The following is a 13,737-nucleotide window of genomic DNA, read 5'->3' as shown; positions in this document are numbered from 1 at the left end:
AGCCAAACCTTACACGTTACGTGAAATTCGATACGATGCAATCAATCCGGTGCCAAGAAAAGCACCGGCCAGCATCAGAATCAGATAATTGCCCGTAGTTACGTAAGGTGTCGCGCCATTAAACCCCTGTGCTTCACCATGTAATCCAGCAGTAGTAAAGACTTCGATCTGTTCCAGAACATTTCCGCGCTCGTCGATAATGGCTGTTAAACCGGTATTGGTTGCGCGCAGCATATAGCGGCCAGTTTCCAATGCCCGCATTTGCGAGATCTGTAAATGCTGATGCGGCCCGATAGACCGGCCAAACCAGGCGTCATTGCTCACATTCACAAGTAGCGTCGCCTGCGGCAACTGATTGATGATTTCTTCACCGAATACATCTTCATAACAGATATTGATTGCAACCCGTTGTCCAGCCAGTTGCATCGGCTGCTGATCCAGGCTTCCGCGCGAGAAATCGGATAACGGAATTTGCAGCACATTGATAATCCAGCCAAAAACCGGCTTGAACGGAATAAATTCACCGAATGGCACCAAATGATGCTTGCGGTAAACCTGTTCAGGCGATGTACCAAAACTGAACATGCTGTTGTAATAGGTGTCATCGCCATTTTCCGCGTGTTCAGCCAGACCGATCAGCACATCGCCATTATTGTTCCTGGCATGGTCGGCCAGATAAGCCAGATATGCAGGCGGCACCGCATCGTTGAAAAGCGGTATGGAAATTTCGGGCGTCACAATGAGGCGGCTTTTACTTTCCAGAATCAACTCCGCGTAGGTTCTCATGGTACTTTCCACATGATCTTCACGCCATTTCAAATCCTGTTCAATATTGCCCTGCAACAAACTGACAGTGACCGGCTCGCCAGTCGGCTGTGTCCAGTTAATCAACTGAAGGCCAAATCCGCCAACCCAGATCAAAGCCAGGAACGCACCAAGCCGCCATGCAGCCATTCCTTTTTCAAGCCAGCAACAGAACAGTGCGGCGCTTAGCACCAATATCAATGAAACGCCATAAACACCGACAACGGGCGCAAACCCGGCCAAAGGACTGGCAGGCACCTGCGAATAGCCAAGCGCCAGCCACGGAAATCCGGTAAACAATGTTCCCCTCAGCCATTCAGTCAACATCCAGGCTGCCGCCACGGCAAGCGCCCAGACATATGGCGAAGCCAAACGCATGCGTGCTGCCAGCCAGCCACAGGTTGCCGGAAACAGGGATAAATAGGCGCAGAGTATCAGCAGCGCAAAAATTGCAAGCGCTGGCGGCATGGCGCCAAAATCATGGAGACTGACATAAAGCCAGGTAACGCCTGCGCAGAACAGCCCCATACCAAATGAAAAACCCAGCCATACGGTCTGGGACGTTTTTGCACTGGTGCGCCAAAAAAGAAATAGAAGGGTAAGCGTTACCAACGGCACCGGAAACCAGTAAAACGGCGCAAAACCGGACACGGTTATAACGCCCAGAAGGAAGACGGTTATAAGTCTAAAATAAAAATTCTTCAATCGAAAATGGCCAGTTGTTTTTTCTGAGAACCTGTTCAAGATCTTGATCAAAAGATGCGGTACACGTCAAAATGAAACTAAAAACGGCGCATACACAAAGTATGCGAGCACCCCGAGTTCTATTTTAACGCTGTAATGCGTTCTTCAGTGAGACATGAACAGGTGCCGAGTATATCATCCCCAAAACCGCAACTGATCAATCGAGTCAATATGACCGGACAATAGACCGGAAACAACTCAGTATCCCATCAATGTGTGCTACTTGCTTTTGCAATATTCAACACGTTGATGAGATACTGAATTTTTTATGTTTGATGCCTTCAAGGCGCATCAAAACTTACAAACAAGAATGTTGCACAATCATTGACCTCACACCCCCCCTCGAACTCGGTGACCTGTTTCACGAGCTGCTCCGGAATAATTTCTCCATGATTTCTTACAAAGAAATCAATTTTTGCCCTCATGGGATCGTTAAAAACACCGTTGCCATTATTAAATAACACTGAAGTACCATTTGCCTGCGGAACCAAGTCAGCAGAAAGATTGCCCGTCAATGTCAATTCATTGCCATCACCTGATACATCGCCAGCAATACGCAACAGGATACGCTGCGAATCATCACCAGCGATATTGTTAATATCGATCCAACCGGTGTAAGCGTTATGCGGTGCAATAAAATTTACACCTCGTAACCGGACGCTGACACCTCTGTTCGTCCTGGTCAATTCAGCCAGCCCGGCAACCTGCTGATTATCCAAATTCACAATAGGTGCGTACTGAATAGCGCTTTGTGGTGCTGCATAGCCATTCACTGCCAAAAAAAACAACCATAAAAATAGTATTGGCAGTGCAATTTTCGTTTTCATTCGCGTCTTTTGCATCATTTCATTCTCCATTAATGAGCGATCAAAAATTAGCGTGGTTAAACCCATGCACCCATATTGACCATATTACCGACACCGCAGCCACAACCGCCGCCAGCATCCTGAGCATGCTTCCAGTAAGAAAGCATTTCTTTTGAAACTTTGGTGGTAGCCACTCTGTTCATCGGTGCAGACGGCGCGATCAGAAATTCATTTCCGGGTGCGACAATAATCGCGTCATCAGGCACATCTTCGGTAATTTCAACAGGCCCGAACACCAATGCTCGCGCACCGATTCTCACGCCATCGTGCACGCGGGGTCCGAACAAAACCGCGCCATCACCGACATGAACCGCGTTACCGATTTCAACCGGACCATGCAACACAACCCGGTTACCTATAACACAGTTCTCACCGACTCGACATGACGTAAATGTCAGTTCATGCAGACTGGAATTCCGTCCGATCACTGTGTTCCTGCCGACTGACACAGTCGGCGCAACATCACCGAGCACATAGGAACCAGAACCAACCCGAACGCCTTCTTCGAGTTTGCAGCCGCCCAAAACAACCGCACCATCATCGATTAATTCCGGCGACATCACGTTTGGAATGACAAAACGCGCAGTACTTTCCGGAGAATCTGACGGCGGGGCATTCAATCCTAATCCACCCATATCCGGAGCCGGGGTTGAAGGTGTAGGCACTGGCGAATGTGGTTCAAACAAGCCAAAACCAAGATCACCGAGGTTCGCCTGACGACCCGGGATAACCCCGGTTCCACGGCGATAAATTGTAGGCGGTGCAACCGACAATTTGCCAAATGCCTCGATCAGTTCCGGAAATTGATCTCCAGGATTACGTGGATTCCCGGCTTCATTTGAAAATGGAATCATGCGTCCAGCTGCACGGTATAGCAGATTAAATCCACGTGCCAGCACCAGATTTTCCTGATCAACATCAGCAAAAAACAACGAAAATGGCGCCGGTACCGGCATAATATTGGCCTGCACATCATCTTGGGAGAGAATACGCGCACCAAACAACACCAGACTTGCTTCTGGAATTTCAATCGGTTGATGCGGCGTTGAGCCCAAAATATGCGCCGCCAGACCGGTAAAGCTTGCATCATGGATATGTGCATTCTGCACAATCGCATTAATTCCTGTACCACAGGCCTCACCGATATGCACATTGCCAACAAATGTCACGCCATGCGCTGTAAATGTGCCATCCCCCAGATACAGGTTGCCATGTCCGCCCTGCCCATTAACGCCCTCATAATTCAGCAAGCGACAGTTATCCTGTAAATTTACCGCATTGCCGACATCTGCAGATTGCCCGTTTAGATCGACAAACGCATCAATTAAACTGGCTGCGCCGAGACTCAGATGCCGCACATTCAATCCCGCAGTTGGATGAATGAAACTGGTAAAACCAACCGCACCGTGCGATGGCCGTACCACTGAGGCACGGAAACTATTGCCGCCGTGCTTAGCGGCCGTAGCTTCGCGCCACCCCGGAATCAATGCTTGCCCTGCACCCACAGCTCCTGCCGCGAGTGACAACTGCAGCATTTTCCGTCGCGAAACTTGTGGTATGAATTTGTTATCCATTTTGGATGCCCTCAAAATAATTGGTCACTATTCTTACTGACAATCAGTCGATTAAACGCACGCCCGTTCCTGGGAAATTCCATTCAAGTTGCATGTGCAAAACCGTTCCAGGCGGAAAACCGGTTGCCGTCGGTGTTGGCACGGCACCGTAAAGAATATGGTCTGAATGCAGATGGGTGATGATGGATAACAGTCTGTTACCTTCGATTCCATATTTCGCAGCCTCGGTCGGGCAATAATTCAAATAGCGCTCGTAGACAGCATCACCATTGTTATCGGTAATATAACCATTCGGCACGCCACCATACGGTTGCGGGAAAATCGCGCCATCGGCTCTATGCCACATCGCCCATACGGTATAGGCCCTGTTTGGGATTAAATCACTGACACTGATTCGCAAATGCGCACTGCCATCGGGTTTACAACGAATTTTCATTTTACCGGTAGCCTTAAGCCAGTCTCCAAGGGTAATCGGGTCCGGTGAACCGGGTTCCGCTTGGGCCTGAACTGCGATACTCGCTTCAGAGTGAAATGGTAATGTCACACGGCTATGATCGACCAATGGTGCATTCATATCGGCGTTGCGATGATTAATCAAGCCAGACGTCCAGGTACCGACATCACGCAACGGCACATTTATCCCCGCCGGATTCGGTGGAAAAGCATCTAATGCCCCCGGAAAAACGATATTCAAATCTGGGTCGACAATCGTCGCCAAAACCGCATCCATCGGTGTATCCGGTGTAATCGGCATCGGTTGACTGTGTCCCGGATTATAAACACCTGCGGTATTGGCGCCCGCTGTGCGCAAATCAGCCGATAGAAAGTCCCATTCATACCGCACCTGGCCTAGATGCCGATTCCAGCCGGTCGCATTTTCGGCTTTAATCACCGCGACATCGACACCCCGGTTATTTTTATTTCCGGTAGCCCAGCTGGTTTGACTCAACATGAATGTTGCACATAATAGGACCACTAACATGTTACTTTTCATATCTCTCTCCTCTATTTCGACAGCAAAACCGGTTTTAAAATCTAAAAACTGTTTTCAGTTGCAATAGTAAAACCACGTTCCGCATGTTAAAAAAACAGGGAATTATGTGATGTGATAAAAATCACAGCGTATTTCTGGAATTTGTGTAATCAGGCCAAAAAAAACTTTATTCCAATATCAATCGCAAAACTGTAATCATGTCATCCCCTTGAGCAATTGATTGCAATGCAAAAAATTTCACAAAATAATGAAGACTTCAGTTGTATATAGAGCCGTCATCTTCTTTTCCTCAATCAAAAGGGCGGGATCTACTATGAATTGTGTAGCACAAACCTCACCAGCTCCGGATCGAGGCACCCAAGACAAAACACACATTCCGCATGTATTTTGCAAGTACTGAACGTCGCCATGACGAAAATCAACTGTACGTCGTATAATTAAGACCCCATAACACATGTAATGAATACAACTATTCAAAATAAAAACTATTATGACCGAGGAAAATCCATCCGCTTCGACCCAATCCGATGAAAACCAGATTATTGCCGAGCGCCGCGCCAAGCTGGCTGCGTTGCGCCAGAATGGTAATGCGTTCCCAAATACTTTCCGGCGCGAGCATCTGGCTTCATCGTTGCATGCGCACTATGACGGTCATTCCAAGGAGGCGCTCGAGACTACACCGATTTCAGCCAAAGTTGCCGGGCGCATGATGCTCAAGCGCGTGATGGGCAAGGCAAGTTTCGCCACCATCCAGGATATGAGTGGACGTATTCAGTTGTATATTTCCAATAATGATACCGGCGAATCGTCCCATACCGCATTCAAGCATTATGACCTCGGCGATATTCTCGGTGCTGAAGGCACGCTGTTTAAAACCAAGACAGGCGAGCTATCGATACGTGTCACCCAATTACACTTGCTGACCAAATCGCTGCGGCCTTTACCGGAAAAGTTTCACGGCCTGACCGATCAGGAACAAAAATACCGTCAACGGTATCTTGATTTGATAACCAATGAAGACACCCGCAAGGTTTTTACAATACGTTCAAGAATTATCCAGGCAATGCGTGATTTCTTTGTTGCGCGCGATTATCTCGAAGTGGAAACGCCGATGATGCACCCGATTCCGGGCGGCGCTACCGCACGGCCTTTTGCCACGCACCATAATGCGCTGGATATGGAATTGTTTTTGCGCATCGCGCCTGAACTTTACCTCAAGCGGCTGGTTGTCGGCGGCATGGAAAAAGTCTTTGAAATCAATCGAAACTTCAGGAATGAAGGAATTTCGACGCGGCATAACCCGGAATTTACCATGCTGGAATTTTACGAAGCGTACCAGGATTTCAGCTATCTGATGGATTTCACAGAAGAACTACTGCGATTTGTGGCGCAAACGGTATTGGGAACCACAACATTGATTTATCAGGAACGCGAAATCGACTTCAGCAAACCATTTAATCGCATCACCATCACCCAGGCGCTGATGAAATTCCATCCCGAATACACGGCAAATCAACTTGCCGACCGAAACTTTCTGATACAGCATTTAACGGCGCTCAACATTCATTACAACCCGCATGACGGGATCGGCGGTTTGCAATTGTCACTTTTTGACGAAACTATCGAACATTTGCTGTTTGAACCGACATTTATTATTGACTATCCGGCGGAAGTGTCTCCACTGGCGCGCCGCAATGACCAGAATCCCGAAGTCACTGACCGTTTCGAACTGTATATCGCCGGACGCGAGATTGCCAACGGATTTTCCGAGCTAAACGACCCGGAAGACCAGGCTGAGCGCTTCATGGAACAAGCCAGGGCCAAGGATGCAGGTGATCACGAAGCTATGCATTATGATGCCGACTATATCAGGGCGCTCGAATACGGACTACCGCCTACGGCTGGCGAAGGTATCGGCATTGACCGGCTGGTAATGCTTTTTACAGACAGCCCGAGTATTCGCGATGTGATTCTTTTTCCGCAACTGCGCCGCGAGGATTAATCCATTCAGCGTTTTTATACCCGGCCACGCTATACGGCCGGAATAAACATTACCCTCTGGGATGATGCATGCTATGCAGTAGCTTTAATCGTTCACGTGCAATATGCGTATAGATTTGTGTCGTCGAAATATCCGCATGACCCAACAATAACTGCACCACGCGCAAATCCGCGCCATGATTCAATAAATGTGTAGCAAACGCGTGCCGCAAGGTATGCGGGGAAAGATGTTTCTTGATTCCGACCGTCCGTGCATGACGCTTGATCAGATACCAGAACGCCTGCCGGGTCATTGCGCCGCCTCGTGAAGTAACGAATACGGTATCCGTTACAATGCCTTGCAGCAACAATGGGCGGGACTGCCGGGTATATCGATTTAACCACTCAAGCGATTCCTCACCAAGCGGTGTCAGGCGTTCTTTCCTGCCTTTACCCATTACTTTGACCACACCCATGTCCTGACTGACTTGTGAAAATTTTAAATTGATCAGCTCTGAGACGCGCAGACCTGTGGCATACAGCACTTCCAGCATAGCCCGGTCACGCAAACCTAACGGATTGCTCAAATTGGGCGCATTCAATAGTTGCTCAACTTCTTCTTCAGTTAAACTTTCCGGTAGATTGCGGAGTAATTTGGGTGGATCGATATTCAGACTCGGGTCAATCGTTATTTTTCCCTGACGCAGTAAATAACGATAAAACCGCTTCATGCTTGACAATTCTCGGCTCGTAGTGCTGGCTTTGACTTTGGCTGATACTCTGGCTGCCAGAAATTCGAGCAAATCAGAATGCGTCGCATCAATAAGCGATTCCTGTTCCCGTTGTTCCTGCTTACTGAGCCAATCCGCAAAAAGCTGCAAGTCATTGCGATAACTCTGCAATGTATTGCGCGAAAGGCCATCTTCCAACCATAGCATATCGAAAAACTCGTCGAGTATTGCCGCGTTTTTTTCAGACACTCTCATGTTGCAGCAACCACCGTTTGATATCCAGTGGTTCTCCTTCTCTGGCATTCATAAAACCTCCTAAACTGCCATTTTTTGCAATGATTCGATGGCACGGTATCACAATTGGGATTTTATTCGCACCGCAGGCGCGCCCTACGGCTCTGGGTGCTGAATGTATCTTTTCCGCAATTTCTGCATAACTGCAGGTGTGACCACTCGGAACACCCTGAATTTGCTCCCACACGCGCCGTTGATGCACTGTCCCGCTGATATGAAGGGAGAGATCAAATGTATAACGGGGATTTGTCAAATAAGCCTGCAATTGCGCACAGACTTCTTTCGCCAATGGCGTGCTTGGTGTCATAAGCGGGGTATTCAGCGGCAGATAATCAATTTCGGTCAACCAGTCCTCGTCTGTACATATGCCAAGAACAGCAAAAGGCGCATGTATTCTGGCCTGAAAACGGTTATCGGCAACAACTTTTTGATGATTCTTGATCTTGCTCACGCTTTTTTGTTCTAACACTTTGAGATTCCGATATAAAAAAGCATTTATAGCATAATCTCATAGACTTCAAAATTGTACTAAAGTTGCATATTGGGCACGCTTAAAATAATTTAAACAGATATCAAAGCCTCCCAATCAGACGATGTCTGACGGGAAGCTTGTAAGGAAAGGAAAGTCAGAAGATACGTTAATTACTGTCCATTCAACGACGTGGATAATAATAAATCGTTGAGCCGTTTCACAAAGGCGGCAGGATCTTCCGGCTGTCCGCCTTCCGCCAGCAAAGCCTGGTCAAACAGGATGTGACTCCAGTCTTCAAAATATTTATCTTCAGTTTTGAGCCGTTTTACCATCGGATGATGCGGATTAATTTCCAGAATCGGTTTACTGTGATTTACTTGCTGTCCTGCCTGTTTTAACAACCGTTCGAGATTACCGCCCATGTCATAGGTATCAGCCACAAGACATGCTGGTGATTCAGTCAAACGCAGCGTTACGCGTATATCCTTCGCTTTGTCTTCAAGCGTTTTTTTCATGCGCTCGACAAGATCCTGATATTCATCGGCTTCTTTTTTTTGCTCTTCTTTCTCTGCTTCGTCTTCCAGATTGCCAAGATCCAGGCCACCCTTGGCCACGGATTGCAACTGTTTTCCTTCGAACTCGGTCAGATGACTGACAAGCCACTCGTCCACCCTGTCAGCCAGCAAAAGTACCTCTATCCCTTTCTTGCGGAATACTTCCAGGTGCGGGCTGCTTTTTGCTGCTTTTAAGCTGTCCGCCGTAACAAAATATATTTTCTCCTGACCTTCTTTCATCCTGCCGACATATTCCTCGAGAGAAACGGTCGGTTCATCAGTTTCGCTGGATGTGGTCACAAATCGTAACAATTTAGCAATCCTGTCGCGATTGGAAAAGTCCTCACCGACGCCTTCTTTCATGACCTGACCAAACTCTCGGTAAAAGGTTTTAAACTTTTCCTGGTCTTCTTCTGATTCACCTTTCGCGAGATCTTCAATCAAACCCAATACTTTTTTGATAGACCCTGCGCGGATTGATTCGATGTCTTTCGATTCCTGCAGAATTTCGCGTGAAACATTCAACGGCAGATTATTGGAATCGATAACGCCACGCACAAAGCGCAGATAATTCGGCATCAATTTTTCTGCGTCGTCCATGATAAATACGCGTTGCACATACAGCTTAATCCCATGACGATGTTCACGGTCAAACAAATCAAAAGGTGCACGCGAGGGAATATAGAGCAATTGAGTGTATTCTTGCCGGCCTTCTACCCGTGCATGCACATAGGTTAGCGGCGGTTCAAAATCATGCGCAACATGTTTATAAAATTCATGATACTGCTCTTGAGTTATTTCGTTTTTTGGACGCGCCCATAATGCATTTGCCTGATTGATGGTTTCATCTTCGTCAGTAATCGTGTTTTTCTTTTCTTCATCCGACCATTCTTCCTTTTTCATCAGTATCGGCAATGTAATATGATCAGAATATCGTCGAATAATATTGCGCAGACGCATGCCGTTGAGCAGATCGTCTTCGCCTTCACGCAAATGAAGAATAATCTCCGTACCACGTGCTTCTTTCTCGATGGTTTCCAGTGTGTAATCACCCTCACCTGCAGATTCCCAACTTACGCCATGCTCTGCTGTCAAACCCGCACGCCGTGTATTGATTGTTACCTTGTCGGCAACGATGAACGCCGAATAAAAACCGACACCAAACTGGCCAATTAAATGCGCGTCTTTAACCTGATCACCGGTTAATGAATCAAAGAACTCGCGGGTACCCGATTTCGCAATTGTACCGATATGGTCAATGACCTCCTGACGGGACATGCCTATACCATTATCAACGATACGAATTGTCCGCGCCTCGGAATCATAACTGATCCGGATTTGTAATTCTGAATCGGATTCATACAATGCGGCATCCGTCAGGCCTTCAAAACGTAGCTTATCCGCAGCATCTGAAGCGTTCGATATTAATTCACGCAGAAATATTTCCTTGTTGCTGTATAAGGAATGAATCATCAACTTGAGCAGTTGTTTCGCCTCGGCCTGAAAACTCAGATGTTCTTTTGTTGTTTCAGCTTGCACAGTTCTCTCCTTAAAAAAATCAGATGATTAATAATGGGGGCAATATTCTGAATTTCAAGTTGCCTTGAAGATGTGACTCAGGCAATTATCAGGTCGTTAAAAACCTGCAAGCCTAGAATAAAGGAATGAAAATTAATATATAAGGATTTAATCTGAATTGACCAGCAAAATGTCGACAGAGTGGCCATTTTGCTGGCAATCAATACGTTACATCGAGTTTTGAATTGCGTAAAGGCTCAACCCCATCAGCGATTGAGGAAATATTCCCAGGATAAGTACAGCAATCCCATTGACACTGATCAGTACTTTGACATCACTGTTAACGGTGATCGGCTCTTCAGTATCTGGTGCATCAAAATACATGAACTTGACAATACGCAAATAATAAAAGGCGCCAATGAGCGAAAAGATGACCGCAGCGACTGCCAGCCAGATGAACCCGGCATTCACAACAGCTTGCAAAACGGCGAGCTTGGCATAAAAACCGACCATCGGCGGAATGCCTGCCAATGAGAACATGAGTAGCAATGTGATAAATGCGTACCATGGGTTACGCTTACTGAGTCCTTTGAAATCGCTGATATTTTCCGCTTCGAATCCACTGCGCGACAACATCATAACCATTGCAAAAATACCCAATGTCATCAGTACATAAGTAATGACATAAAACAATGCAGAGCTATAACCATTCCAATCCGCGCTGATAAACCCGAGTATCAAAAAACCCATATGAGAAATGGTCGAATACGCGAGCATGCGCTTGATATTTGTTTGTGCAATTGCAGCAATATTGCCCACCGCCATTGACATTACGGCAAGGATAATGAGCATACCTTGCCAGTCTGTCACCATCTCGCCCAGCCCTTCAACGAGCAAGCGCATCACAAATGCAAATGCAGCCAACTTGGGGGCAGAACCAATAAACAGGGTTATGGCTGTTGGCGCACCTTCGTAAACATCGGGCGCCCACATATGAAAAGGCGCCGCACTCAGCTTAAAGCTTAATCCTGCTACGATAAAGACTAGCCCAATGACCAGTACCTCGTGATTACCGACACCATTCTTAATCGCTTCTGAAACATTAGCGATATGCAGCGAACCGGTCGCTCCATAAACCATGGACATGCCGTATAAAAGAAAGCCTGAGGCCAAAGCACCGAGTACAAAAAATTTCATCGCCGCTTCTGTCGCCACAATGGAATCCCGGCGTAGTGCAACCAGCGCATATAGCGACAATGAAAGCAGCTCCAGCCCGATGTAAAGTGTCAGGAAATGACTGGCAGAAATCATTACCATCATGCCGAGTGTGGCAAATAGAATTAGGCAGAAAAATTCGCCTGTCAAGATTCCACGTTCACGCACATAGGTATATGAATAAATCAACACTGCGGATACTGTGCCATAGACCATTATTTTCAGGATATCCGCCATCGCATCATCTACAAACATGCCGGAAAATGTGAATGTTGTTTCCGCTGAAAACGACACAAAAGTCAGGAATGCGCACCCCAGCAACGTTGCCTGTGTCAATAAGTAGGTGATGTAGCGCCTTGCTTCACCAGCTGCCAGATCTACCAGCATAACCACGCACACCATTACAAGTATAAAAATCTCAGAATAGGCTGGTGTAAAATCAGGTGGTAAAAAATTCATTAATCGTTCATCCTCATCTCGAGAAATTTATTATTCTGGAGTTTAATTACAGCTTGCTGTTGCCCACATGCACCAGCAGATTATCCACAGTAGCATGCATGACATCGGTTAACGGGAATGGATAAACACCCAGCCATAATACCGCTAACGCCAGTATGGCAAGCACAACGAATTCGCGCTTGGAAATATCCTGCAGGCCTTCTACAGCCGGACTGGCAACTGCACCAAATATCACGCGTTTATACATCCATAATGTATATGCTGCGCCGAAAATAAGTGTCGTCGCGGCAAGAAACGCATACCAGAAGTTAACCTTCATCGCACCCATAATGACCATGAATTCACCGACAAACCCGCTGGTCCCCGGCAAGCCTGCATTCGCCATTGCAAACAACATAAAGAATGCGGCAAAAACCGGCATTTTATTGACAACGCCACCGTAGTCTGCAATTTGTCTTGAATGCAGTCTATCGTACAAAACACCCACACACAGGAACATGGCGCCGGAGATAAAACCATGTGAAATCATTTGCACCATGGCGCCTTCTATGCCGTAAGCATTAAACAGAAAAAAACCGAGGGTCACAAAACCCATATGGGCAACTGACGAATAGGCGATCAGCTTCTTCATATCGGCCTGCATCAACGCAACAAGACCAATATATACGACAGCCACCAGCGACAGCACAATCATCATTTCAGCCAGATAATGGCTTGCATCCGGGACTATCGGCAACGAGAACCGCAGAAAACCATAGCCGCCCAGCTTGAGCATAATTGCCGCCAGTACGACTGAACCTCCTGTCGGCGCCTCCACATGCGCATCCGGCAACCAGGTATGCACTGGCCACATCGGCACTTTTACCGCAAAAGCAAGCAGGAATGCGATAAAAATCAGGATCTGTGCATTAAATGGTATAGGTAATTGATGGAATTCTTCAATCGAGAAGCTGCCCCCAGCCGACTGATACAGATAAATAAAGGCGACTAACATCAATAACGAACCAAGCAGGGTATACAGAAAAAACTTGATTGCCGCATAGACCCGGTTTGGACCACCCCAAATACCAATAATCAAAAACATCGGTATTAATGATGCTTCCCAAAAAACATAGAAAAGCATGGCATCCAATGATGAAAAAACGCCATTGACGATACCCGACATGATCAGGAATGCGCCCATGTATTGAGACACACGCTCCTGTATAACCTGCCATCCGGCAATTACAACGAGTGGTGTCGTAATACAGTTCAGCAAAATTAGCGGCATGGATATGCCATCTACGCCAATGTGATAATTGACATTAAATCGTTCGAACCAAGGGCGATTCTCAACAAATTGCATTGTGCTTAATGCAGGATCAAACCCTGTGTAAAGTGGTATCGCCACCAAAAAACCCAATATCGATCCTGCAAACGCTATCCAGCGTGCCAACTGCGCATTGCGATCATCCCCGGTAGCAAATACGGCGATACCAACTAGAATTGGTAACCAAATAATCAAACTTAAAAGTGGGAGACCAAACAACATG

General features: G+C 46.9%; 10 protein-coding genes. 1 reads left to right on the top strand and 9 read right to left on the bottom strand.

Annotation, left to right across the window (positions count from 1 at the left end; genetic code table 11):
• Positions 1 to 9 precede the first annotated feature (9 nt).
• The 4 genes from lnt to MRK00_06950 form a co-directional block, all read right to left on the bottom strand.
• Positions 10 to 1,509 (bottom strand): apolipoprotein N-acyltransferase, encoded by a 1,500-nt coding sequence (lnt, locus tag MRK00_06965; protein MDR4517111.1) that lies wholly within the window; start codon positions 1,507 to 1,509, stop codon positions 10 to 12.
• Between the two features lie 320 nt (positions 1,510 to 1,829).
• Positions 1,830 to 2,375 (bottom strand): hypothetical protein, encoded by a 546-nt coding sequence (locus MRK00_06960; GenBank protein MDR4517110.1) that lies wholly within the window; start codon positions 2,373 to 2,375, stop codon positions 1,830 to 1,832.
• 56 nt (positions 2,376 to 2,431) lie between these two features.
• Positions 2,432 to 3,988 carry a hypothetical protein gene (locus tag MRK00_06955; protein MDR4517109.1) on the bottom strand — a complete coding sequence of 519 codons (1,557 nt, stop codon included), beginning with the start codon at positions 3,986 to 3,988 and terminating at the stop codon, positions 2,432 to 2,434.
• A gap of 43 nt (positions 3,989 to 4,031) precedes the next feature.
• Positions 4,032 to 4,982: a hypothetical protein gene (locus MRK00_06950; protein MDR4517108.1), complete on the bottom strand. Its 951-nt coding sequence runs from the start codon at positions 4,980 to 4,982 to the stop codon at positions 4,032 to 4,034.
• Positions 4,983 to 5,472: 490 nt separating this feature from the next.
• Here MRK00_06950 and lysS point away from each other — a divergent pair, with 490 nt between their 5' ends.
• Positions 5,473 to 6,984, top strand: coding sequence for a lysine--tRNA ligase (gene lysS, locus MRK00_06945; protein MDR4517107.1), 1,512 nt, complete (start codon positions 5,473 to 5,475; stop codon positions 6,982 to 6,984).
• A gap of 49 nt (positions 6,985 to 7,033) precedes the next feature.
• Here lysS and xerD read toward each other — a convergent pair whose 3' ends face one another.
• The 5 genes from xerD to MRK00_06920 all read right to left on the bottom strand — a co-directional run bounded on the left by xerD (position 7,034) and on the right by MRK00_06920 (position 13,736).
• On the bottom strand, positions 7,034 to 7,948 hold the full coding sequence (xerD, locus tag MRK00_06940; protein ID MDR4517106.1) for a site-specific tyrosine recombinase XerD: 915 nt from the start codon (positions 7,946 to 7,948) through the stop codon (positions 7,034 to 7,036).
• Positions 7,935 to 8,438: a methylated-DNA--[protein]-cysteine S-methyltransferase gene (locus tag MRK00_06935; GenBank protein ID MDR4517105.1), complete on the bottom strand. Its 504-nt coding sequence runs from the start codon at positions 8,436 to 8,438 to the stop codon at positions 7,935 to 7,937. The genes xerD and MRK00_06935 overlap by 14 nt, the downstream gene beginning before the upstream one ends.
• Positions 8,439 to 8,629: 191 nt before the next feature.
• Positions 8,630 to 10,552, bottom strand: coding sequence for a molecular chaperone HtpG (gene htpG / locus MRK00_06930; GenBank protein ID MDR4517104.1), 1,923 nt, complete (start codon positions 10,550 to 10,552; stop codon positions 8,630 to 8,632).
• 207 nt (positions 10,553 to 10,759) lie between these two features.
• Complete coding sequence (gene nuoN, locus MRK00_06925; GenBank protein MDR4517103.1) at positions 10,760 to 12,205, bottom strand: NADH-quinone oxidoreductase subunit NuoN; 1,446 nt, start codon at positions 12,203 to 12,205, stop codon at positions 10,760 to 10,762.
• A 46-nt stretch (positions 12,206 to 12,251) separates the two neighbouring features.
• Positions 12,252 to 13,736: an NADH-quinone oxidoreductase subunit M gene (locus tag MRK00_06920; GenBank protein MDR4517102.1), complete on the bottom strand. Its 1,485-nt coding sequence runs from the start codon at positions 13,734 to 13,736 to the stop codon at positions 12,252 to 12,254.
• Between the last annotated feature and the right edge of the window lies 1 nt (position 13,737).

The sequence above is a fragment of the Nitrosomonas sp. genome (assembly GCA_031316255.1).
GTDB lineage: Bacteria > Pseudomonadota > Gammaproteobacteria > Burkholderiales > Nitrosomonadaceae > Nitrosomonas.
Note: the sequence above shows the minus strand (reverse complement) of the source record. Positions and strands in the feature narration are given on the sequence as shown.

Excerpts from the sequence above, each read along its gene's own strand:
- MRK00_06960 (MDR4517110.1), bottom strand. The coding sequence starts at position 2,375 with ATGAAAACGAAAATTGCACTGCCAATACTATTTTTATGGTTGTTTTTT.
- MRK00_06920 (MDR4517102.1), bottom strand. The coding sequence starts at position 13,736 with ATGTTGTTTGGTCTCCCACTTTTAAGTTTGATTATTTGGTTACCAATT.
- MRK00_06955 (MDR4517109.1), bottom strand. The coding sequence starts at position 3,988 with ATGGATAACAAATTCATACCACAAGTTTCGCGACGGAAAATGCTGCAG.
- lysS (MDR4517107.1), top strand. The coding sequence starts at position 5,473 with ATGACCGAGGAAAATCCATCCGCTTCGACCCAATCCGATGAAAACCAG.
- nuoN (MDR4517103.1), bottom strand. The coding sequence starts at position 12,205 with ATGAATTTTTTACCACCTGATTTTACACCAGCCTATTCTGAGATTTTT.
- MRK00_06950 (MDR4517108.1), bottom strand. The coding sequence starts at position 4,982 with ATGAAAAGTAACATGTTAGTGGTCCTATTATGTGCAACATTCATGTTG.
- xerD (MDR4517106.1), bottom strand. The coding sequence starts at position 7,948 with ATGAGAGTGTCTGAAAAAAACGCGGCAATACTCGACGAGTTTTTCGAT.